Here is a 23,220-nt window from a genome sequence, read left to right as displayed (position 1 = left end):
ACCATGCGACGACTGCCGACCCCATCCGCCGACCGGCGCGCCCTGCTCGGCGCGGCCGGGCTCGCGCTGGCGCTGCCGAGGCTCGCGGCCGCGCAGCCTCAGGAGCCGGCGCCCGCCACCTGCCATCCGGCCACCGACTGGGCCGCCTTCGCGGCGCGCCACGTCCAGGCCGACGGCCGGGTGATCGACTTCAACACGCCGCAGCAGCAGTCGACCTCCGAAGGCCAGTCCTACGGCATGTTCTTCGCGCTGGTGCACAACGACCGCGCCGCCTTCGCGCGCATCCTGGCCTGGACCGAGGCCAACCTCGCGGGCGGCAGCCTCGCGAAGAAGCTGCCCGCCTGGCAATGGGGCCGCAAGCCCGAAGGCGGCTGGGGCGTGCTCGACGCCAATGCCGCGTCGGACGCCGACCTCTGGATCGCCTATGCGCTGATGGAAGGCGGCCGGCTGTGGAACGACGCCGGCTACCGCACGCTCGGCCGCAGCCTGCTCGCGCTGGTCGTGCGCGACGAGGTGGTGGCGCTGCCCGGCCTGGGCCGCATGCTGCTGCCCTGGCCCAAGTCGGTGGCCAGCGGCCCGCAGTGGCGGCTCAACCCCAGCTACATGCCGCTGCAGCTGCTGCGCTACTTCCAGCAGGCCGACCCCACGGGGCCCTGGGGCGAAGTCACCGACAACACGCTGCGCATGTTCGGCGCGGTCACGCCCAAGGGCTTCGCGCCCGACTGGTGCGCATGGTCCTCGGACGAGCGCGCCTTCGTGGCCGACCCGCAGAAGGGGCCGACCGGCAGCTACGACGCCATCCGCAACTATCTCTGGGCGGGCATGCTTTCCGACAAGGACCCGGCGCGCAGGATGCTGCTGCTGAACCTGCGCGGCCCGGGCCAGCTGCTGGCCGAGCGACAGCCCCTGCCCGAATACGTCGACACCGCCAGCGGCGCCGGGCGGGGCATGGCGCCGCTCGGCTTCGCGGGCGCGATGCTGCCCTACCTCAAGGCGGTGGGCGCCGCCGACGCGCTGGCGACCCAGGTCGCGCGCGTGCCCGGCGGCCGCGCCGCACCGGCCGCGCCCGGCACGCCGCCCCTGCCCTACTACGAACAATGCCTGCTCCTTTTCGGTCAGGCCTGGCTCGACGGCCGATACGAATTCGGCCGCAACGGCCAGCTGCAACCCTCATGGAGAACGCTATGCCGTCCCAATCGACCGGCCTGAGATCGACCGGCTTGAGATCGACCGGCCTGAAGCCGGGGCGCCGCCTTCCACGTTCTTCCGGCACCTCCGCCGCGCGGCCCTTCGCGCTGTCGGCCCCGTCGCGGCAATGGATGGCCTGCTTCGGCATGCTCGCGGCGCTGGGCGCCGCCGCGCCCGGGATCGCACGGGCGCAGGCGCAAGTCGACGCCGGCGCGGCGCTGGCCGAGCAGGGCAGCTACTGGCAGGCCCAGGGCCGCGCCGAGCTCGCCGAGGAAAGCTGGAAGAAGCTGTTGAGCATCCAGCCCCAGTCGACCGATGCGATGTACGGCATGGCGCAGGTCGAGCTGTCGCGCGGCAACACCGAGGCGGCGCGCGGCTGGATCGCGCGGCTGCGCAGCGCGAGCCCCAACGACGCCCGCCTGGCGCGCCTGCAGCAGCAGGCGCAGCAGCCCGGCGGCCAGCAGAGCACGCTGCAGCGCGCCCGCGCCGCCGCGCGCGCCGGCCGTGCCGCCGAGGCGGTGGAGCTGTATCGCAGCCAGTTCGACAACCGCCCGCCGCCCGAGGCGCTCGCGCTGGAGTACTACCAGGTGCTGGCCAGCACGCCGCAGGGCGCCGACGAAGGCCGCCGCGGCCTCGAGCAGCTGGTGAAGGAACACCCGGACAACGCGAACTACCGGCTCGCGCTCGCGCAGCAGAAGACCTACAGCGAATCCACGCGCCGCGCCGGCATCCGCGAGCTGGTCGAGTTGGCGAAGCAGCCCGCCGTTGCGCCGGCCGCGCGCGCCGCATGGCGCCAGGCGCTGATCTGGCTCGACGCGCGGCAGCCCGACGCCGCGCTCTACCAGGAGTACCTGGGCAGCAACCAGAACGACGCCGCCGTGGCCGCGCGGCTGGAGACGCTGACCAAGGCGAAGACGGCCTCCGCGAACGCGCCCGGCGTGCCCGTGGGCGAAGGCTTCCAGGCCCTCGACCGCGGCGACCCGGGCACGGCCGAGCAGCGCTTCCAGCAGGCCTTGCGCACCAAGCCGGACGACAGCGAGGCCCTGGGCGGCCTCGGCCTCGTGCGGCTGCGCCAGGAACGCTTTGCCGAGGCGCAGGAGCTGCTGGAACGCGCGGCGCGCGGCGGCGGCAGCAAGTGGAATTCGGCGCTGCAGAGCGCCACCTACTGGACGCTGGTGGGCCAGGCCCGCGCCGCGCAGGCGAAGAACGACGCGCGCGGTGCGCAGTCGCTCTACGAGCGCGCCGTGCGCATCGACCCGCGCGAGGCCGTGGGCCAGAACGCGCTGGCCGACCTGCGCCTGGCCGCCGGCGACTACGCCCAGGCCGAGCAGGGCTACAAGCGCGTGCTCGAGAGCAAGCCGCAGAACACGCAGGCGCTCAACGGCCTGATCTCGCTGTACGGCCAGACGGGCCGCGCCGACGAGGCGCTGGCGCTGTCGCGCCGCCTCACGCCCGAACAGGCCACGCAGCTCGGCGGCCTGCGCAACCTGCAGGTCGACCAGGCCCGCAACCGCGCCCGCCAGCAGGCGGACGCCGGCGACGCGGCCGGCGCGCAGCGCACGCTCGAGGACGCGATGCTCGCCGCGCCCGACAGCCCGTGGGTGCGCCTCGACCTGGCCAACATCTACCGCAGGCAGGGGCTGGTGTCCGAGGCGCGCGGCGTGATGGAAGGGCTTTTGATGTCGCAGCCCGACATGCCCGACGCGCTCTACGCCAGCGCCCTGCTCGCCTCGGAGACGGGCGACGCCGCCGCCGGCATCCAGTACCTCGAACGCATTCCCGCGGGCTCGCGCACGCGCGACATGGCGGCGCTGCAACGCCGCCTGTGGGCGCAGTCGCAGGCCGCGCGCGCGCTTGCGCTGGCGCGCCAGGGCCAGGCGGACGCCGCGCGCGGCGTGCTCGCGCAGGCCGAGGCCACGCTGGGCGCCGACATGCCGGCCGAGCTGTGGGGCCAGCTCGCGGGCGCCTATGCCGAGATCGGCGATGCGCCGCGCGCCCTTGCCATGAGCCGCCAGCTGCTGGCGCGCACGCCGGTGCCGGGCATCGGCGACCGGCTGCTCTATGCGTCGGTGCTGCTCAAGACAAAGCAGGACATCGAGCTGTCGGCCGTGCTGCGCCAGCTCGCGGGCACCAGCATGACGGCCGCCCAGCGCAGCGACTTCGACAGCCTGCGCATCGCCTTCGCGCTGCGCCAGACCGACGCGCTGCGCGAAGCCGGCAACCTCGAGGCCGCCTACAACGCGATGGCGCCGGTGCTCGCCGAGCGGCCGGAGGATCCGCAGGCGCTGGCCGCACTGGCGCGCCTTTACTCGGCGGCCCGCGACGAGGGACAGGCGCTGGCGCTGTACCAGCGCATCCTGCAGCGCAGCCCGACCGACCTCGACACCCTGCTCGCCGCCGCGGCCAGCGCCAGCGCGCAGCGCGAGCACAGCCAGGCCGAGAACTACGTGATGGCCGCGCTGAAGCAGGCGCCCGACCAGTCGCGCGTGCTGGCTGCCGCAGGGCGCGTCTACCGCAACGCGGGCGAGAGCCGCAAGGCCGAGCAGTACTTGCGCGCGGCGCTGGACGCCGAACGGCAGGTCGCTTCCGGCGGCTTCGCGCCGGGCGGCGTGCCGATGCAGCAGATGCCGCCCGCCAATCCCTTTGCCGGCATGACCGGCGGCGCGCCCGGCACCGCCGTGCCCACAGGCGGCGTGCCGGCCGGCGGCAACCCGTTCGCGCAGGCGCGCATGCAGCCGGCGGTCTATCCGGCTGCGGCGGCGGGGGCCTATCCGGCTGCATCGCCCTACCCTGCGGCGCAGCAGCCATACCCGGGCTACCCGGTCGCGGCCGCGCCGGTCTCGCTGCCGTGGGATTCCGCCGCACCGGCGGCTTCGGGCACAAAGGGCCGCCAGTCGGGCGCGAAGGCATCGACGCGCACGGCGCGCAACAACCCGAACAACGGCAACAACGTGCCGCAGGCCTCGGCCTATGTCACGCCGTCGATGCAACCCGTGCCGCAGTACCCGGTGCCGGGCAGCCGGCAGGTCGCGCCGGTCTACATCCCGCAGGCGCAGGCCGCCGCCGCGCCCGCGGGCTATCCGGCCTATCCGCAGGCCTATCCCCAGGCCAATGCCGCCTACGCGCAGGCCAACGCGGCGCGACCCGAGCCGAGCTGGAACGCGCCGCTGCGCAGCGCGCCTGCGAGCACGCTGGCCTCGGAGGTGCAGGAGCTCGAATCGCAGCGCGCGGTGAGCCTCACCGCGGGCACGGTCTACCGCAACCGCGCGGGCGAGGCCGGCCTGAGCCGGCTCTCCGACTTCCAGCTGCCGGTGCAGGCGCGCTTCCCGGTCGGCGAAGGCAAGATCGTCGTGGGCGTGACGCCCACGGTGCTCGATGCCGGCACGCCCGCGAGCGACTACTCGACCGGCAGCCGCTTCGGCGGCGGCCCGGCCGCGGCCCTCGGCGCGTTGCGCAACGGCAGCTCTGCCGGCCAGCAGAACGCGTCTGGCGTGGGCCTGAACGTGGGCTACGAGGGCAAGAACATCGATGCCGGCATCGGCACCACGCCGCTGGGCTTTCCCACCACCAACGTGGTCGGCAACGTGACCTTCAAGGGCGGCTTCGGAGACTCCTGGAACTACAAGGCCGACATCTCCCGCCGCGCGGTGACCGACAGCGTGCTGTCGTTCGCCGGCGCGAAGGACGAGCGCACCAACGAGCGCTGGGGCGGCGTGGTCGCCACCGGCGTGCGCGGCGACATCGGCTACGACGACGGCACCTACGGCGTGTACAGCTACCTCGCGGCGCACGGCATCACCGGCAGGAACGTGCAGAGCAACTCGCGCGTGGAGACCGGCGGCGGCGCCTACCTGCACCTGCTGAACAACCCGAACTCCAAGCTCACGCTGGGCATGAACATCGGGCTGATGGGCTACCAGAAGAACCTGAGCTACTACACCTTCGGGCAGGGCGGCTACTTCAGCCCGCAGAGCTTCGTGAGCGTGGCCTTCCCGGTCGACTGGAGCGGGCGCAGCGACCGGCTCTCGTGGCGCGTGAACGCCTCGCTGGGCGTGCAGTCGTTCAACCAGAAGGCGTCGCCCTACTTCCCGACGGACCCGTCGCGCAACGCCGCGGCCTCGAACGCGGCCTACCAGGCGCTGGCGCTGGGCCTGAGCAGCTCGAACTACAACAACATGTACGCCAGCAGCTCCAAGACCGGCCTCGCCTACAACCTGGCCGCGGTGATGGAGTACCAGCTGGCGCCGAAGATGTTCCTGGGCGGCTCGCTGGGCTTCAACAACGCGCAGAACTACCGGCAGTTCACCGGCAGCGTCTACCTGCGCTACGTGTTCGGCGGCTCGAGCAGCATCGGCGTGCCCGCGTACGACGGCGGCGGCGCCACGCTGAGGCCGATGACCTCGCCCTACACGCCGCTGCTCTGACGGACGGACGCTCGGACGTGCGGGGCGGCGGCCTTCGGGCTTTCGTTCAGCGTCCCGCGAACACCTCGATCTCGACGCGGCGGTTCGGGGCGAGGCAGTCGATGAGCGCCGTCCGCGACGCCTGCCGCGCGCACTGCACCTTCGGCTCCGAGGCGCCCCTGCCCTGGACCTGGACCTTGCGCGCCGGCACGCCGGCCTGCACCAGGTAGTCGCGCACGGTGCCGGCGCGGGCCAGCGAGAGCGCCTGGTTGTAGGCGTCGCTGCCGAGCCGGTCGGTGTGGCCCGTGACCCTGACGGCTTCCACCGATGCGCCGCTGCCGATGCCGGCGGCCAGCGCATCGAGCTTGCGGCGGCCCTCGGGCAGCAGGTCGGCCAGCGTGCGGCCATCGAAGCGGAACAGGCCGTCGGCGCCGAGCGTCGTCCTGGCCGTCGGGGCCGCCACGGGTGCGACAGCGACGGCAGGCGCGGCCGCCGCCGGCAGCGGCCTGAGCAGGTCGGCGCAGCCCGGCCCCTTCCAGTACATGCCGTTGGTCAGCACGTCCGCGTTGAAGCGGACCATGTACTGGCAGGTGAGGTACTCCGGGCCGGCGCCCTTGCGGAAATGGAAGATGTAGTTCCACTCGCGCACGCCGCCCAGCCCTTCGCTGAAGTGCGGAAAGCCCAGCAGCTCGCGCACCTGGTCCTTGCCCATGCCGGTGCGCATGGCGCGCAGGGCATCGAGGCTCGGGAAGGCGCCTTGCTGCCACTTGGCAGAGCCGGGCGCGGGAACTCGTCGTCTTTCGGCGGTGCCGGGTTTTCCGAGGCGGCGCGTGCCTGCATCTCGGGCGTGACGGTGTAGCTCGGGCTGGCGCAGCCGCCGGCCAGCAGCGCGGCCATGGCGAGCGCGGAAATGGTCGAAAGGGCTCTGGCGCGAAGAAGCTTGTTCATGATGGGGTTCGTCCGGTTCATCTGTGTCGCCTTCCCTTCAGTTGAAGACCCATTCCGCGCCGACGGTGGCACCCACGCCGGCACGGCTGGTGGCCACGCCGCCGGTGATGCTCCAGGCGTTGTTCTCCGCGGTGCGCCGGAAGCTGATGCCCACCGCGTTCTGGCCCTTGAAGGAGCCCGCGCCGATGCGCATGACCGTCTTGCCCGGCACGTAGCTGCCCGGCATCTGAAGCGCCATCGCCGCCGCCACGCCGGCGTAGGCGTTCTTCTCGACGCCGTCGAGGCGGTCGCCCAGGGCGTTGATGCGGTTGTTCAGGCCCGCGCTGGTCGCGTTGAGCTGGTTGACGTTGACGGCGTCGGTGCCCGCCACGCCCGGCGCCACGTTGTGCACAGTGACCGGGCCCGTGGCGTTGCTGCCGCCCATGGTCACGCTGTTGTAGTTGGTCGAGCCGTCGGAGTTGGTGTCGTACTTGACCGTGGATTGGTCGATCACCGCCACCTGGCCCTGCACGCCGCGCAGCTGCGACACGTTGACCGCGTCGCTGTCGGCCGTGCCCGCCGCCACGCCGGTGATCTGGCGGAACTGGCCGCTGGCGGCATTACCCACCGACACGGCCGCCAGCGTGCTGGTGGTCGCGCCGATGGCGATGCGCTGCGCGTCGGTCGCGGTGGGCGGCACGTAGCCCGCCACGCCTGCGGCCGTCGAAGCCACCGAGCCCGCGCCCAGCGCCACGCCGCCGGCCTGCGTCACGCTGGTGCCCGCACCCAGCGCCACGCCCTGCACCGCCGCGGCGGACGACTGCGTGCCCAGCGCGATCGAGTCGGCCAGGTGCGAAGTCGAGCCCTGGCCGATCGCGATGCCGCCCGGCGCGCTCTGCTGCACCACCGCGCCGTTGCCGATGCCGACGCCGTTGTTGCCGTTGACCACCGTCTGCGGCCCGACCGCCACCGACTCCGCGCCGATGGCCAGCGAGTCCGCCGCCGTGGAGTTGGCGTGGAAGTACTGGATCGGCGTGACCGCGAAGGACTGCAGCGCCCCGCTGAGCTGCCGCACCGTGACCGCGTCCTGCGCCTGCGTGCCGTCGGCGACGTTGGTGATCTGGCGGTAGGTGGTGGCACTGCCGACGGAGAGTGCGCCCAACAGCGTGCGGTCTGTCGTGTTGAACGGGATCAAGGAGCTGCCCGCGGGGATGTTGCCGGTGCTGCCTGCGATCGCGCGGTCGGAGATGGAACCAGAGCCGAGTGCGACCCCGCCGTCGACGGTCGAGCTCGCATCCTTGCCGGAGGCGATGGCGTCGGCACCTGTCGCGCCGTTGTTGTTTTCGTTGCCGCCGCCGGTGGAGTTGACGCTGTAGTACCTGATCTTGTTGGCGGTGACGGTGGTGCTCAGGTTCTCGATCGACTGGTTGGTGAAGAACAGCTGTGAGCCGTTGACAGCGTCGGTCGACGAGCCCGAGAGTCTGCCGGCCGCCACGTTGGTGATCGTGCGTTCGCCGCCGACGGAACCGACGCTGACCGTGCTCGTCGGCGTGGTGCCGGCGAAGTTGTAGGTCGTGCCGTTGATCACCGTGCTGGCCGTGCCGACGGCAGCAGCCGTGGTGGACCCGGAGCCCAGCGCCACGGCGCCGGCGTTGCTGGCCACGGCGTTCGGCCCGATGGCGACGGAATCCGTCGCGAGCGCCTGCGAGTCGGGCTGGGTCGAGTTCGCGTGGAAATACTTGATGCCCGCACCAGCGTTGATGTTGGTGATGTCGTTCGTGTTCTTCGTGACCTGCAGGTTCGTGGCGTTCAGCTGCGAGCCGTTGACGGCATCGGTCGAGGTGTCGGAGAGCCGGCCTGCGGCCACGTTGGTGATGGTGCGCTCAGCGCCGACGGCACCGACGCTGACCGTGCTCGTCGGCGTGGTGCCGGCGAAGTTGTAGGTCGTGCCACCGATCACCGTGCTGGCAGTGCCCACGGCCACGTCAGTCACCGAGCCTGAGCCCAGTGCCACGGCGCCGGCGTTGTTGGCCACTGCGTTCGGGCCGATGGCGACAGATTCCGCTCCGACCGCCTGCGAGTCGGGCTGGGTCGAATTGGCGTGGAAGTACTTGATGCCCCCGCCGGCATTGATGTTGGTGATGTCGGCGGTGTTCTTCGTGACCTGCAGGTTCGTGGCGTTCAGCTGCGAGCCGTTGATGGCATCGGTCGAGGTGTCGGAAATCCGGCCGGCAGCCACGTTGGTGATCGTGCGCTCAGCGCCCACACTGCCCACGCTCACAGTGCTCGTCGGCGTGGTGCCTTTGAAGTTGTAGACCGTGCCGCCGATGGTCGCGCTGGGCGTTCCAACCGCCGTGGCGGTGACCGAACCGGAGCCCAGCGCGACGTCGCCCGCGTTGGCCGCCGCCGTCGCGGCATCCCCAACAGCCACGCTGCCCGCCTTGCCGACGGCACCGGCGGTGGAGCCATTGCCCAATGCCACCGATCCTTGGCCGATGGCCTTGTTGCCATTGCCGATGGCGACCGCACCATTGGCCTGGTTGGCGGCGGTGGCCGAGGCCGTGCCGTCGCTGTTGGCGATGTTGTCCGCGCCGCCGACGAACGCGCCGGTGCCGCTCGCAAAGCTCGGGTCGCCGATGGCCACGGCGCCATCGCCGTAGGCAGTGTTGCCGGAGCCGATCGAGACGGCCTTGCCACCAGTGGCGGTGGCGTTGGTGCCGATTGAAACCGCTTGGGCCGAATCCGCCCGGGCGTTGCTGCCGACGGCGATGGTGTTCAGCGCCGAGGCGCTGGACAGACGGCCCACTGCGATCGCCTCCGTCTGGGTCGCGGACGACTCTCCGCCGACGGCGATGGCATTGGTTCCCGCTGCATTGGCGCCTGCGGTCGCGTTGCCGCCCAGCGCCACGGAACCGGTGCCGGTGGCACGCACGGCGGTCGCGGCGGTGGTCCCGCCCGAACCGAGCGCCGTGGCGTTGTCGGCACCCGCGTTGGTCCGCGTACCGATCGAAAGCGCGTCGACGCCGGTCGCGTGGTTTGCAACACCCATGGCGACAGCGCGATCCTGGGATGCCTCCACATCTGTACCGACGGCGATCGCGCCCTGGGCCGTGGCACCTGTTCCTGCAACCGTGCGCGCACCAAGATTGATGGAGTTGATCTGGGAGGCGATCGCCTGGAAGCCAATCGCAATGGCATTGCGGCCGCCTGCGCTGGCGCTGCTGCCTTGCGCGACGGCATCCAGTGCCGAAGCGCTTGCCTGGGTACCGATGGCGATCGCGTTGCCCACGCTCGCTTTCGCGTTCAGGCCGATCGACGTCGTCGCGTTGCTCGCGACGCCAATGCCGGCGTTGGTGCCGATGGCGATGTTGTCGTTGCCGCTGACCAGGTTGCCGGCCGAAGCCTTCAAGGTGGCGTCGTAGGCAACGGTGCTGTCGCCCGCGCCGAGGGCGATGTTGCGCGTTCCCGTGACGCCCGACCCCGCGCCCCGCATCACGCTCGCAATGCCTCCGCCCATGGCGGTGTTCTGTGCGCCGGTGACCAGCGTGCCGGCGGCGATGCCCACTGCGGCCGACCCCGTGTTGGCGGCCGTCGAGCCCGCGCCTGCGCCCTGGCCGACCGCGACTGTGCTGGCTCCGCTTGCAACCGCCTGGGCTCCGAGCGCGACCGAACTATTTCCTTGCGCCCGCGCGCCATTCCCGAAGGCGGTGGCGGCTTCGTCGATTGCCGCTGCCTGGTTTCCCACCGCGACGGCGCGCAGCGCGGTCGCCTGGGACAAGGAACCCACGGCAATGGTGCTGCCGGCGCTCGCGGTCACATCAGTGCCGATACCGATGGCACCGTCAGCCAGCGCACCCGTGGTGGGCCCGGTGCGGGCGCCCAGATAGATGGAATTGACGCCGGAGGTGAAGGCCTGGAAGCCCAGGGAAATCGAATTCTGCGCAGAGCTGAGGGAGTTGTACCCCACTGCGAGGCCCCCGAGTTGCTGGGCTTGCGCAAGAGAACCAAGCGCGGTTGCCCCGATCCCCGAGGCCTTCGATTGCAATCCCATGCAGGAGGCAGTGCTGTTGTACGCATTGAAGGGCGATGCCGAGCAATCGACCGACTGCGCCTGCGCCACGGAAGACCATCCGAGCCCGCCCATCGCGAGCAAGGTCGTCATGAGTCCCGCGCGCCATCGCCCCGAGGAGGGCCGTGCGAGCGCACCGTCTGCGGCGGCTGCCACGCGGCTTGCGCTTTTCTTGCCCCGGGCACAGGTCGTTTCCGACGTCGCAACCCAGGCGCCAAGGGATTCGTTCCATAGAGAGCGGTAAGTCTTGTTCATCAACTCCATCCATCCGTTTGAAAGATCTATCGAACGGTTGAAAACCATTCAGCTCCCTGCTTTTTTCTTGGAATAGCCCCAACAAATAAATCTTAAAAAGAGGATGGAATTAAGCAACTACCGATGTCTCATTTTGGAGTCATAAAGTCGAATTGGAGAAAATTTTCAATTGACCATCATCACTCAATAGTAATACGAAGATACGACTGAATTAATCACTTACATCGTATTTTTTTGCCGACTGATTCAGTTATTTTTCGTAATCATTATTTTGATATCAATGGCAATGAAAAAGTCATTTGTCTTGCTGCAGATTGCCGGTTAGGCGCGCCCGCACGCGCGACGGCCGAATGCAATCGGCTTTCAAATCGAGTTTTTATTAATACCTTGGAATTAATTTCCGTCAGGCCACACATCAATTACCGTGATTGTCTTCGCCCACGAAACAATGACCGGCAATAACCGATGGAATGTAATTCCAACTTATTGATCGAGATCGCCAAAGCGTCACCATCGACTCACGCAATACCCAATTGACCGAACAATAGCCTCCGCTTCGGGTGCATACGCAAAGAGGAAAGAAGAGGATTTCCAGCGTCTATTGCGGCACGCTGCAATTCGAATTCCCCGCAGGCAAACTCGCCGGCTGCTTCGACGGCCGCGGGGTGAGAAGGCGACATCGCGGATCGCCGCGAGCCCGGTCTCGAGGCCGCGGCCTGCCGGCGCCGCCCGCGGGGAGCGGCCGGTTCCCGGCTCAGCTCACTTCGCGAACCGGATCGCGTACTCGCGGAACATCGCGTTGCGCTCGTCGAGCGCCTCCTGCGTGGGCGGCACCATGATCGGGGCGCCTTCGCCAGCGAATGCCTGGCACTGCTCCACATAGGGCCGCAGGCGGTCGTGATAGAGCGGCGATGCCGCCTCCATGTCGCCGCCGGCCTCGGTCCAGGTGTTCGCCAGGAGTTCGGCCGACACCATCGCCAGCGTCGTCCCCATGCCCGACAGCAGCGCGGCGCAATGGCCCGCGTCGCCGATGACGGCGACGTTGCCGCGCGTCCAGCCCGGCATGCGGGTTTGGCTGACCGAATCGAAGTAGAAGCCCCTGGCGCCGGGATCGGCGAAGGCCTCGCGCATCGCGGGCACCTGCCACGCGTCGACGCGGGAGAGGAGCCGGTCGATCAGCCGGCGCTGCGCATCGAGATCGCGGTAGTCGTAGTCGATCTCGGGGCTGGCCGCGAGCATCATTCCCTGCGGGCCGTCGCCCGCATCGCGCACGGCGATCGTGAGGCCCGGCACGTTGAGCATGGCGCGGTGCCACGTCCGGCCGGCCGGAAGATCGACCAGAGCGACGTAGTGGCCGAAGTGCCGAACGTAGTCCTTCTCCGGCCCGAAGGCGAGCCTGCGCACGTTGGAGTGCAGCCCGTCGGCGCCCACGACGAGGTCGTAGCGCGCACGCCGCCCATCCGCGAAGGCGACATCCACGCCGCCCGCGCCACCCATCCCGTCGGCGATCGCCGCGATGGAAGCCTTGAAGCGGAACTCCACCCCGTCGGGTATGGCGTCCAGCAGGATCCGGTTGAGCCGGTCCCGCGTGATCTCGATGTCGTCGTCGGTCTCGTTGGCGAACCAGCGCAGGTCTAGCGTCGCGACCTGCGCTCCCGTGCCGTCGAGCACCGGCGCCGGCTCGATGACGGCGACCTTCTCTTCCTCGATCCTCGCGAGGATGCCCATCCGCTGCGCGGTGGCGAGCGCGCGTCCTCGAACGTCGATGGGTGCGCCGCCGGGACGCAGGCCGTCGGCACGCTCGACGACCGTCACCCGGTGGCCGAGGCGGGCGAACCAGTAGGCCGCCGAGAGGCCAGCCATGCTGGCGCCGGAGATGAGAACGTCCATGGCCTGCTGCTCCTTGCGCCTGTCAAAGCCTGAATTCCCTGGCCATCTGGATCACCGCCTGCTTGTCGAAGGCGTTGATGTCGTCGATCAGTTCGTTGGTGAACAGCCGGTTCGGGTCGCCGAGCTCGCTGGCCAGCTTCGGGTTCTTGCTGCTCTCGGCCGTCATCTCGATGTTGGCCTTCCACTCGGCCACCGACGACGCGCCCATGCGCTGGTCCGGATCGTCGGGCCGGCGCATCCAGCTGTTCCTGCGGTCCTTGAGGATGAAGGCCAGCTCCTTGCGCGCCTCGTCCTCGCTGCGGCCCTTGGGCCGGCTCTCGGGGTAGGTGGCCCAGTGCAGGTCGATCGCCGCGTCGAGGTTCGCGTTCGAGAAGAGCGTCGACTTCGCAATGCCCTGGAACAGCGCCACCAGCGCCTTGCGGTCGTCCTTGAGCAGCCTGCGCGGCACGCACAGCCAGCCCGAGCCCAGCTGCGCGAACTTCGGCGTGAGCGGCACGTAGCGCAGCTTCGTTCCCACCAGCTCGATGCGGGCGGCCGCCGTGTCGAAGGCCACCATCGCGTCCACGCGGTCGTTGTCGATCGCCGCGCCGGCCGGCGCACCGTCGCCGATGGCGATGTATTCGCAGCCGTCGTCCTTCAGCCCCAGTTCGGCCAGCATGATCTTCGTGATGACGATGCCTGTGTCTCCCTGGCTGCGCACGCCGATGCGCTTGCCCGCAAGGTCGGCGGCCGACCTGATCGGGCTGCCGGGCTTCACCACGATCGCGTTCGCATTGCGCGGCAGCCACTTGTAGACGCTCACCAGGTCGAGCGACGGGTCCTTCGCCATCGCGGGCAGCAGGATGCCCGGCACCGCCGGCCCGAAGTCGACGTGGCCGGCGCGCAGGCTCTGCAGCGCCTGCGTCATGCTCGACATGTTGACGTACTCCACGTCCACGCCCTTCGACTTGTAGAAGTTCAGCCTGGGGTGCTGGCCCGCGGTGGTGAAGCACTGCTGCGGATCGTTCACCGCCGCGGTGTTCGCCACCTTCATCACCCTCAGGCCCTGCGCCCATGCCGGGAGGCCGGCTGCAAGGCCGAGGGCGCCGATGCCCAGGCCGAAATCGCGTCGCGTCAACATGGCTCGCTCCTTCTTCATGCGGAAAGAAATACGGGAATGGGGGAATGCAGGAATGCGCGGGTCAGACGTTCACCGTCCGCTGCCGCGAGGCGTCGGCCGGCATCCAGTGCAGCACGCGGCGCTGGATGCGGCGCAGCAGGTCGCTCAGCACGATGCCGATCACCGACAGCACCACGCACACCGCGAAGCTGCCGCCGGTGTCGGCCTGCGCTTCCATCTGCAGGATGAGCACGCCGAGTCCGGCCTGCGCGCCGACGAACTCGCCCACCACCGCGCCGACCACGCTGAAGGCCGCGGCCATGTTCAGCCCCGCGAAGATGTAGGGCAGCGCGCTCGGGAACTTCGCCTTGCGGAAGATCTGCCACTGCGTGGCCGAGAGCGAGCGCAGCAGGTCGATGCGGTCCGGGTCCACCGCCTTGAAGCCCGCGATGCTGGTCACCAGCACCGGGAAGAAGGTGAGCAGGCAGATGATCATCACCTTCGAGCCGATGCCGAAGCCCAGCCACACCACGATGATCGGCGCGACCGCCACCTTGGGCACGCTCTGCAGCGCGGCGACGTAGGGCTCCAGCAGCGCCTCGACCCTCGGCATCTGCGACACCACGATGCCGATCGCAAGGCCCACGCCGCTGCCGATGAGAAAGCCCAGAAGAATCTCCGCCACCGTCACGCCGCCGTGGTACCAGAAGCCGTCCTTGGCCAGGGGCCCGGTAGCGAGGCCGCGCCACAGCGCGACCGCGATGTCGCTCACCGGCGGCACCAGGTGCTGCGGCACCTTGAAGAGCCGCACGGCCCCTTCCCACGACCCGAGCAGCGCGACGAGCAGCAGGATCGACTGCACCCGCGTCGACGCGAGCGGATTGGCGCGGCGACGCGGCTTGGGTTTCGCGGGAGCCGGCGCACGGTCGCCGGATAGCGCAGGGGGGTCGGACTTGGCGAGCATGGCGGTGGTTATCTGATGGCCTCTTTGAATCGAACGGAATCAGTCGAACGAAGCCGCATGCGAGAAGCGCTCGCGGATCGACGCGGACGCGGCGGCGAACGAGGGATGCGACATCACGTCCATCGAGCGCGGACGCGGCAGGTCGACGGGCAGCACGCGCTCGAGCGTGCCGGGGCGCGGCGACATCACGAAGACCCTGTCGCCGAGGAACACCGCCTCGGGAATCGAGTGCGTGATCAGCACCACCGTCTTGCCGCTTTCCATCCAGATGCGCTGCAGCTCGAGGTTCATGCGCTCGCGGGTCATCGCGTCGAGCGCGCCGAAGGGCTCGTCCATCAGCAGGATCTTGGGATCGTGCAGCAACGCCCGCGCGATGGAGGCGCGCTGCTGCATGCCGCCGCTCAGCTGGCGCGGCAGCTTGTGCTCGAAGCCTTCGAGGCGGACCATCTGCAGCAGCTGCATCGCCCGCTCACGCGCCTGCTTCGCCGGAATGCCGAGCACCTCCGCCGGCAGCATCACGTTCTCGAGGACGGTGCGCCAGGGCAGCAGGATCGAGCTCTGGAACACCACGCCCACATCGCGCCGCGTGCCGCGGATCGGCTGGCCGTCGAGCACCACGCGGCCGATGTCGTAGTCGAGCAGGCCCGCGAGGATGCGCAGCAGCGTGCTCTTGCCACAGCCGCTCGGCCCCACGATGGTCACGAAGCTGCCCTGCTCGATGCTGCAGTCGATGTCCTTCAGCGCGAGCACGCCTTCGCTTCCGTCGCCGAAGTGCTTGGAGAGCCCTTCGATGCGGATGTAGTCGGCGCGGCCGCGCGCGCGGTCGTGGTTCGTGCTCATGGCCTGGCTCCTTCGGGTTTCAGGTGGTCTGTGTCAGGTCTTTAGGAAGCGGACGATGTGATGCGCCAGCATCTGCGGCGCCTGCATCGCCGTGACATGGCCGACGCCGGGCAGCAGCACCGCATCGGCGCCGCGGATGCGGCCGGCCATCGAGAGCGTGACGCTCGCCGGCACCACGCGGTCGAGTTCGCCCGCCAGCACCAGCGTGGGCGCGAGGATGTCGGCCACGCCCCTCTCGATGGCGGTCAGCGCCGTCGCCATCCGCCGCGCGGAACGCACCGAGCCGGGCCGCGCGCTCGCGAAAATGCGCCGCAGATCGGGCCTCTGCTGCAGGAAGGCTTCGGGGAAGAACCAGGTCGCCAGTTCCTCCGCCGTGGCCGGCAGTTCGCGGCGCAGTTCGCCCAGGCGCCGCGCGTCGGGACACAGCTCTTCGTACGGCCTCGGCAGCGGCCAGGTGCTGCCCAGCACGAGGCGATCGACCGAACGCGGGTGCATCAGCGCCAGCGCCTGCGCGACCCGGCCGCCGAAGGACGAGCCGAACACATGCGCGCGCCTGAAGCCCAGCGCCTTGATGAGCCGCTGCGCGTCGTCCGCGAGATCAGCGAGCGTCGAAGCGCGCTCCGGCCCTTCGGTCTCGCCGCAGTCGCGCTGGTCGTAGGCGATCACGGTGAAGTGCTTCGACAGAAGCGGCACCAGCGCCGAGAACATCTGCCGCGAGGCTTCCGCGCCGTGCATCAGGAGCAGCGGCGGGCCGTCGCCCTCGCGATCGAAGGCGATGCGCAACTCGCCCGCCTGCACGAAGTGCGTCATGCGGCGCTCCCTTCTTCCTGGTCCATCCAGAAGGTCATCTCGATCTTCAGGCCGCGCGGATCGTGCAGGAAGAGCTGGTGGATCGCCCAGCCGGGAATGGGCGCCTCGGCGAAGGGAACGCCCAGTGCGCGAAGGTGCTCGCGCATCTCGGCCAGCCCGTGCGAGCGGAACGAGATGTGGTCGAGGTGGCCCGTGACGGCCCCGCCCGCATCGCCGGGCCGGTCGGGCGCCGACAGGTGCGCGTAGAGATGCACGATGGGCTGGCCGTCCGCATACAGCCACGCGCCGGGCGCGGGAATCTCCGGCCGCGCGCCGACCGTGAGGCGCATCACGCGCGTGTAGAAATCGACCAGCGGCGGCAGCTCGTCCGGCGTGCAGCGGATGGTGAAGTGGTGCAAGGCGGTCACAGGCATGGCGTCTCCTCGAAGCTGTAGGCGAGCCCGGGCACGGCAGGCACCCACCGCGCGGCGGCGAGCGCCAGCAGCCGAATGCCGAAGAGCTCCTCCGGCAGCCAGCGCTCGCGGGTGCCGAAGACGTTGAAGGTGGCGTAGCAGACCGTGCCCTGCAGCATCGGCACGTTGACCACGCTGCGCAGCCCGTAGGCGCGCATCTGGTCGAAGTCGTCGAAGTTCCGCGCGAGCACCTGCTCGCCCTCGCCCACGAACACGCGCCCCTGCATGAAGAGACGCTCGGTCCACGGCGTGCGCGTCTTGCGCTTCGCGCCGTTGACCGGGAAGGTGCCGGCCTCCGACGAATAGAAGCGGCGCAGCAGGACCTGGCCGGCCGCGTCGCGCCCGGTCGTCACGTTCTGCTGGATGCTGAAGATGCTGCCCGGCGCGATCCGCAGGCGGCAGCCGTCGATCAGGCGCAGCGCCTCTTCGGCGCTTGCCGCCTCGGCCAGGGCGTCCAGGAAGCCGGCCGTGATGCCGGTGGTCTTCGTCGTCATCGGTGCATTGATCGGGTCCATGGGAAAAGTCTAGGACTCGCAATTCACCAAAGTGAAATAATTTCTGATAGCCCGATAACCATGGAGTTATGGCCTTGTCCACTGCCCGCGACCCCGCCGTCGAGCTGCAGCACGCGCTGCTCTCGCGCCTCAAGCTGCGCCAGCTTTCGCTGCTGCAGGCCATCGACCGGCATCGCACGCTCAGCCGCGTCGCCGCCGAGATGCAGCTCAGCCAGCCGGCGATCACCAAGGCGCTGCACGAGGTCGAGGACATCTTCGGCAGCACGCTCTTCGAGCGCTCCAGCAGGGGGCTGGTGCCGACCGCCGCCGGCGACGCGGTGCTGCACTACGCGCGGCGCTGGCTGGCCGAGCTCGAGGCGACCACGCGCGTGCTCACCTCGCTGGAAGCCGGGCGCAGCGGTCGCCTGCGGCTGGGCCTCACGCAGCAGGTGCCGCAGCAGCTCATGTCGGCCGCGCTCACGCATCTGCTCGACCGCTCGCCGCGCATCTCGGTGATGGTGCGCGAAGGCACGACCGACGAGCTGGTCGCCGGCCTCGTCGCGCGCGAACTCGACTGCGCCATCGGCCGCTCCTACGACGGCGACGCGAGCGGGCTGGTGCAGGAAGCGATCCACGAGCAGGAGCCCTGCCTCGTGGTGGGCGCGAAGAACGTCAAGCGCCTCTCGCGCGGGCCGCTGGACTGGGCGCGCCTCGCGCAGCTCGACTGGATCCTGCCGCCGCCCAACACGCCCATGCGCCGGACCTACAACGCGATCTTCGTCGGCGCGGGCGTCCAGCCGCCGCTGCCCATCCTGGAGACCACCGCGATCCGCAGCATCGAGACGGTGCTGCGCCAGGAGCCCAACGCCGTCACCATCTTCGCGCGCGACGTGCTGGCCGGCATGGAGCCCGCGGGCCACTGGGCCGCGCTGCCCTACCGGCTGAGCTGGAACCTGCCGCCGGTGAGCTTCTTCACGCTGAAGGAACTCGAGACGCACCCCACGGTGCGATCGCTGCGCGGCGCCGTGGTCGAGACGGCGCGGCGCATGAAGCGCTCCGCCGGCTAAGCCCTGTCAGGCCGAGGGCCGGGCCAGCGTCGCCAGCTTCTTCCTGGCCGCCTGCAGCAGCCCGCCCTTCTCGACGGGCAGCTGCGCCTTGGTGTCCCCGAGCGCGATGATCTCGTGCGCGCTGCCCGCGGCGAGCTTCGGGGCCAGCGGATCGCGCGGCGACATGCCGTCGAGCCTGCCGTGCGGAACCACGTGCACCTTGAGGTGGCGCCCCATGCTCTTCGACAGCTTCTGGCAGGCCGCCGCCATCGCGGCCTCGTCCGGCACGAGCTGACCATGCACGACGAGCAGCTCCACGGTGCCCTGCGCGTCCTCGCCGAGCACGAAGGCGCGCACGACCGAGTCCTTGAACCTGGAGCGCAGCATGGAACGGATCGGCTCCGCCACGGCGAACGACTTGAACGCGATGCGCCGCAGCTCGTCGTGGAAGACGAAGGAGCGATCGACCTGCAGGGTCTCGGCCTGCTCGGCCTTCGCCGCCTGCCGCTTCACGATGCCGCTCTTGACGAGATGCTCCACGGTGAGCGCCGCATCGGCCTCGCCGAGCTTCGAGCGCCGCGCAAGGTCGCTGGTCGGGAGTTGCTGATCGGGTGCCGCGTACAGGATCGCGAGGAGCTTCTGCACTTCGGGAGAAAAAAGGAAATCCGCGGCACTCATCCTTGGCTTGCTGCTGGGGCAAAAAAGCCCGCATTATCCGGCGGCGACTTGCGCTTCATCGTGTCGATTTGCGTCCTGCATTCGCGGGCCGATCCGCGCCCCGGCTGCTTGCCCGCGGCACCTGCCCCAGCGCCGGTTTCAGGAGCGGCGCGTGGCTGCCGAGAAAGTCCCACAGCGCAGCCGCCACGGGGCCGTGCGGCCTGTCGCGCAGCCGCGCGGCGACGAGGTCCTCGACGATGCCCGGGAAGTGCCGCCCCGCGATGGACTGCAGCCGCCCGTCCTTCAGCTCGGGCTCGACGAGAAAGCGCGGCAGGTGGCCCCAGGCCATGCCGTTCGCGATGAGCTCCTTCTTCATCAGCATGTCGGGCACCGAGCATTGCGGCGCGCCTTCGACCACGTAGTGCTGCGTCTCGGGCGCGCGGCGGGCGGAGTCCCGGATCACGCATTGGGTGAAGCGCTGCATCTGCTGCGGCGTGATCGACGCCGTGACCGGGAACGGCAGGAAGCCCGCGGCCACGACCGGCGCCATCGCCACCTTGCCGAGATCGAGCCAGTCGAAGCGCACGTCGCTCTTGGCGACCCGGTGCACGATGAGATCGGCCTCGCCGTCGAGCAGGCGCTCCCACGGCCCGGTCACGGATTCGAACTGCAGGTGCAGCCGCGTCTGCGGCCACGCGCCGAAGAAGCGGCCCAGCAGCTGCAGCACGGGCGCCAGCGGACACAGGTCGCCGAGCACGACGCGCAGCTCGGCCTCCTGCCCCATGGCCAGCTGCTCGGCGTAGGTCTTCAGGTCGCCCGCCTCCCGAAGCAGCGATTCCGCCTTGCGATGCAGCGCGCGGCCCGCGTCCGTGGGCTTCACGCGGTAGCCGGAGCGGTCCAGCAGCGCGATGCCCAGCTGCTGCTCCAGCTTGGCCACCGAGGCGATCACGGAAGGGTGCGTGCGGTGCAGCCGCTGCGCCGCGGCCTGGAAACCGCCGTGGCGCAGGACGGCGTCGAAGCACTGCAGGTCGTGGAGCGTGAAGGTCGATGACATCGTTGGATATTCGTACAAGGATGGTCTGAACTTTGTAGTATCCGCCGCGCGGGTGCCTGCCTACGATGAAGCCATCGTCAAACTCATCGCAAGGCCACCCGGCATGGACTCGAACCTTTCCTTCTTCACCACCGGCGACGGCGTTTCCGTTGCCTATCGCTTCGACGGGGACGCCGGCCTGCCGGTGCTGCTGCTGTCGAACTCCATCGGAACCGACCTGCACATGTGGGACGCGCAGGTGCCGCGGCTCGCGCGCCACTTCCGCGTGCTGCGCTACGACGCCCGCGGCCACGGCGCGTCCGGCGCACCGGCCATGCCCTACTCGCTGGACCGGCTCGGGCGCGACGTCGTCGAGCTGCTCGACGCGCTGGGGCTGGAACGCGTGCACGTGCTCGGGCTGTCCCTCGGCGGCATCGTCGCCCAGTGGCTGGGCGTGCACGTGCCCGAGCGCGTCGACCGGCTGGTGCTGTCGAACACCGCCGCCTGGCTGGGCCCGGCCGGCCAGTGGGACCAGGCCATCGCCGGGCTGATGGCCGCGCCCGACATGACGGCCACGGCCGAAACGTTCCTGCGCAACTGGTTTCCCGCCCGCATGCTGGAGGCCCGCGGCGCCACCATCGAGGCGTTCCACCGGACGCTGCTGCGCACGCCCAGGGAAGGCATCGCCGGCAGCTGGGCCGCCGTGCGCGACGCCGACCTGCGCAGGACGCTGCGCCTCATCGAGAGCCCCACGCTGGTCATTGCGGGCGAGCACGACACCGTGACCTCGGCCCGCCATGGCGAGGAGCTCGCGGCGGGCATTCCCGGGGCACGCTTCGAACTGCTGCCGGTGGTGCACCTGTCGAACGTCGAGCAGGGCGATCGCTTCGTCGAGCTGGTGCTGGAGTTCCTGGGCGCCGGTGCGGCTGCGCGCAAGGAGCCCGTTGCGCAAGCCGGCTGAAGGCCGCCGGCAATGAAAAAAGGCCTGCTCCCGGAAGAGCAGGCCTTCAGCGACTGGTCCGGTCGACCGGCTTCAGAACGGAATGTCGTCGTCCATATCGTCGAAGCCCGACGACGACTTGGCCGGTGCTTGGCGCGGAGCCGGCGCCGGAGCGCGCGGTGCAGCAGCAGGTGCGCGCGGGGCGTAGCCGCCACCACCGCCGCCGCCGCCTTGCGAGTAACCGCCGCCGCCACCGCCGCCGTAGCCGTCGTCATCGCTCGGGCCCGACGGGCCGCCCTGGCCCTGGCGGCTGCCCAGCATCTGCATCTGGTCTGCGCGGATCTCGGTGGTGTACTTTTCGATGCCGTCCTTGTCGGTCCACTTGCGCGTGCGCAGGCTTCCCTCGACATACACCTGCGAGCCCTTGCGCAGGTACTGGCCGGCGATTTCGGCCAGGCGGCCGTTGAAGACGATGCGGTGCCACTCGGTGGCTTCGCGCATTTCGCCGCTTTGCTTGTCCTTCCAGCGATCGGTGGTGGCCACTGTGACGTTCGCGACCTGGTCGCCGCTCGGGAATGTACGCATCTCGGGGTCGCGCCCCAGATTGCCGACGACGATGACTTTATTGACCGATGCCATATGCACTGCCCCTGATAAGTAGATGGAGGAGAAGGTTGAGAAGAACCCTCGATTGTGCCCCAAGGCGGCTGCCCGCAATCCCCTGCGGTGCCAGAATGGCCCGCACCGATGAACCGCGAACCCGACTTTTTCGAGCATCTGCGCGCCGAGCTGTCCAGCGGGCGCGTCTGGCTCGACCGCGCGATCGTGCTGGGCTACGCCATCGCGGCGGGCCTCTTCGTGGTGGGTTTCACGCTGGCCAGCGACTGGGTCTTCGGCCAGTTCCACCGTTTCTACCGCGCCTGGCCCTGGGCCTTGCTGCTGACCACGCCGCTGATCACGGCCGGCATCGTCTGGTTCACGCTGCGCTTCTTTCCGGGCGCGGGCGGCTCGGGCATTCCCCAGATCAAGGCCGCCCTGCACCCGGCCCTGCCCGGCGAGCGGCGCTTCGTGTTCGCCTCGCTGCGGCTGACGGTCGCGAAGATCGGGCTGGGCGTGGCCGGCTTCGCGGCGGGCCTGTCGATCGGGCGCGAGGGCCCTTCGGTGCAGGTGGCGGCGGGCGTGATGCAGCATGCGCGGCGCTGGCTCTCGCCCAACACGGCCATCGACGGGCGCGCGCTGCTGGTGGCGGGGGGCGCGGCCGGCATCGCGGCGGCCTTCAATGCGCCGCTGGCGGGTGTGGTGTTCGCCATCGAGGAGCTGTCGGGGCGGCTCGAGGCGCGCTCCAGCGGGCTGATCATCACGGCCATCGTGCTGGCGGGCCTGGTGGCGGTCTCGGCCTTCGGCAACGTCAGCTATTTCGGCGTGATCCGCGTGCCGCGGCTGGGCTGGGACGTGCTCGGGCCCGGCCTGCTGGTCACGCTGCTCAGCGGCGCCGCGGGCGGGCTGTTCGCGCGGCTGCTGATCGCCTCGCTCACCGGCACGGCCGGGCGCTTCAATCGCTGGCGCGCGCGCTTTCCGGTGCGCTTCGCGGCCGTCGGCGGGCTGGCTGTGGCCGTCATCGGGCTGGTCACGGGCGGCGTCACCTTCGGAGCGGGCTCGGAGGCGGTCAAGCAGATGCTGCAGGGGCATGACGAGCTCACGCCGCTGTACACGGTGCTCAAGTTCGTCGCCACATGGCTCACGGCGTGGTGCGGGGTGCCGGGCGGGATCTTCGCGCCGTCGCTGTCCATCGGCGCCGGCATCGGCGACGCGGTGGCCCGGCTCGCCAGCAGCGAGCAGGGGCCGGCGCTCATCGCCATGGGCATGGCCGGCTTCCTGGCGGCGGTGACGCAGGCGCCGCTCACCGCCTTCATCATCGTGATGGAGATGGTCGACGGCCACTCGATGGTGCTGAGCCTGATGGCCGCCGCGATGCTGGCCAGCCTGGTCTCGCGCATGATCAGCCGGCCGCTTTACGACACGCTGGCCGAGCACATGGTGGGCAAGGCAATCAGCACCTCCACCGGCACCGAAGCGGTGCACCCGCCGCCGGCAGAAACCCCGAAGTCCGAACCGCCGGTTCCCTCAGGCTCGCCATGAAATCGTGGGCGGTC

Annotated in this window: 17 protein-coding genes and 1 pseudogene; 5 read left to right on the top strand and 13 right to left on the bottom strand. The window is 70.0% G+C overall.

Annotated features, from left to right (window positions below; translation table 11 throughout):
* Positions 1-3 precede the first annotated feature (3 nt).
* Complete coding sequence (bcsZ, locus tag ACHMXA_RS05920) at positions 4-1,209, top strand: cellulose synthase complex periplasmic endoglucanase BcsZ (protein WP_395319276.1); 1,206 nt, start codon at positions 4-6, stop codon at positions 1,207-1,209.
* On the top strand, positions 1,185-5,612 hold the full coding sequence (locus ACHMXA_RS05915; RefSeq protein WP_395319274.1) for a cellulose synthase subunit BcsC-related outer membrane protein: 4,428 nt from the start codon (positions 1,185-1,187) through the stop codon (positions 5,610-5,612). The genes bcsZ and ACHMXA_RS05915 overlap by 25 nt, the downstream gene beginning before the upstream one ends.
* A gap of 46 nt (positions 5,613-5,658) precedes the next feature.
* Here ACHMXA_RS05915 and ACHMXA_RS05910 read toward each other — a convergent pair whose 3' ends face one another.
* From ACHMXA_RS05910 to ACHMXA_RS05865, 10 genes and pseudogenes are all read right to left on the bottom strand, one after another.
* Positions 5,659-6,315: an OmpA family protein gene (locus ACHMXA_RS05910; RefSeq protein WP_395319272.1), complete on the bottom strand. Its 657-nt coding sequence runs from the start codon at positions 6,313-6,315 to the stop codon at positions 5,659-5,661.
* Between the two features lie 261 nt (positions 6,316-6,576).
* Positions 6,577-10,680 (bottom strand): beta strand repeat-containing protein, encoded by a 4,104-nt coding sequence (locus tag ACHMXA_RS05905; protein WP_395321231.1) that lies wholly within the window; start codon positions 10,678-10,680, stop codon positions 6,577-6,579.
* A 39-nt stretch (positions 10,681-10,719) separates the two neighbouring features.
* Positions 10,720-10,842 (bottom strand): annotated as a pseudogene (locus ACHMXA_RS05900) (ESPR domain-containing protein); the annotation flags it as partial.
* Positions 10,843-11,601: 759 nt separating this feature from the next.
* Positions 11,602-12,732, bottom strand: a complete 1,131-nt coding sequence (locus ACHMXA_RS05895; protein ID WP_395319270.1) for an FAD-dependent monooxygenase — start codon at positions 12,730-12,732, stop codon at positions 11,602-11,604.
* A 22-nt stretch (positions 12,733-12,754) separates the two neighbouring features.
* Complete coding sequence (locus ACHMXA_RS05890) at positions 12,755-13,852, bottom strand: ABC transporter substrate-binding protein (protein ID WP_395319268.1); 1,098 nt, start codon at positions 13,850-13,852, stop codon at positions 12,755-12,757.
* Positions 13,853-13,913: 61 nt separating this feature from the next.
* Entirely contained in the window at positions 13,914-14,795 is an 882-nt protein-coding gene (locus tag ACHMXA_RS05885; protein WP_395319266.1) for an ABC transporter permease, read from the bottom strand.
* Between the two features lie 39 nt (positions 14,796-14,834).
* Positions 14,835-15,635, bottom strand: a complete 801-nt coding sequence (locus ACHMXA_RS05880) for an ABC transporter ATP-binding protein (RefSeq protein WP_395319264.1) — start codon at positions 15,633-15,635, stop codon at positions 14,835-14,837.
* Between the two features lie 33 nt (positions 15,636-15,668).
* Complete coding sequence (locus tag ACHMXA_RS05875; protein ID WP_395319262.1) at positions 15,669-16,445, bottom strand: alpha/beta fold hydrolase; 777 nt, start codon at positions 16,443-16,445, stop codon at positions 15,669-15,671.
* On the bottom strand, positions 16,442-16,858 hold the full coding sequence (locus tag ACHMXA_RS05870; RefSeq protein WP_176665871.1) for a VOC family protein: 417 nt from the start codon (positions 16,856-16,858) through the stop codon (positions 16,442-16,444). The genes ACHMXA_RS05875 and ACHMXA_RS05870 overlap by 4 nt, the downstream gene beginning before the upstream one ends.
* A complete protein-coding gene (locus ACHMXA_RS05865) occupies positions 16,849-17,391 on the bottom strand; it encodes a GAF domain-containing protein (RefSeq protein ID WP_395319260.1) in 543 nt (180 codons plus the stop codon). The genes ACHMXA_RS05870 and ACHMXA_RS05865 overlap by 10 nt, the downstream gene beginning before the upstream one ends.
* A 95-nt stretch (positions 17,392-17,486) precedes the next feature.
* Here ACHMXA_RS05865 and ACHMXA_RS05860 point away from each other — a divergent pair, with 95 nt between their 5' ends.
* A complete protein-coding gene (locus tag ACHMXA_RS05860; RefSeq protein ID WP_176665869.1) occupies positions 17,487-18,458 on the top strand; it encodes a LysR family transcriptional regulator in 972 nt (323 codons plus the stop codon).
* A 6-nt stretch (positions 18,459-18,464) separates the two neighbouring features.
* On the opposite strand, the gene ACHMXA_RS05855 is transcribed toward ACHMXA_RS05860, so the two are convergent.
* On the bottom strand, positions 18,465-19,115 hold the full coding sequence (locus tag ACHMXA_RS05855) for a hypothetical protein (RefSeq protein WP_395319258.1): 651 nt from the start codon (positions 19,113-19,115) through the stop codon (positions 18,465-18,467).
* A 55-nt stretch (positions 19,116-19,170) separates the two neighbouring features.
* Positions 19,171-20,148, bottom strand: coding sequence for a LysR family transcriptional regulator (locus ACHMXA_RS05850; RefSeq protein ID WP_395319256.1), 978 nt, complete (start codon positions 20,146-20,148; stop codon positions 19,171-19,173).
* Positions 20,149-20,251: 103 nt separating this feature from the next.
* On the opposite strand from ACHMXA_RS05850, the gene pcaD reads away from it, so the two are divergent.
* Positions 20,252-21,088, top strand: a complete 837-nt coding sequence (gene pcaD / locus ACHMXA_RS05845; protein WP_395319254.1) for a 3-oxoadipate enol-lactonase — start codon at positions 20,252-20,254, stop codon at positions 21,086-21,088.
* Positions 21,089-21,160: 72 nt separating this feature from the next.
* Here the strand turns inward: pcaD and ssb are convergent, their stop codons facing one another.
* Positions 21,161-21,706, bottom strand: a complete 546-nt coding sequence (gene ssb / locus ACHMXA_RS05840) for a single-stranded DNA-binding protein (RefSeq protein ID WP_395319252.1) — start codon at positions 21,704-21,706, stop codon at positions 21,161-21,163.
* 108 nt (positions 21,707-21,814) lie between these two features.
* Here ssb and ACHMXA_RS05835 point away from each other — a divergent pair, with 108 nt between their 5' ends.
* On the top strand, positions 21,815-23,206 hold the full coding sequence (locus ACHMXA_RS05835) for a chloride channel protein (protein WP_395319250.1): 1,392 nt from the start codon (positions 21,815-21,817) through the stop codon (positions 23,204-23,206).
* Positions 23,207-23,220: the final 14 nt, after the last annotated feature.

It is taken from the genome of Variovorax sp. UC74_104 (genome assembly GCF_044055375.1).
Lineage (GTDB): Bacteria > Pseudomonadota > Gammaproteobacteria > Burkholderiales > Burkholderiaceae_C > Variovorax.
The sequence above is the reverse complement of the archived record's forward strand: the minus strand, read 5'-3'. Positions and strand labels throughout refer to the sequence as shown.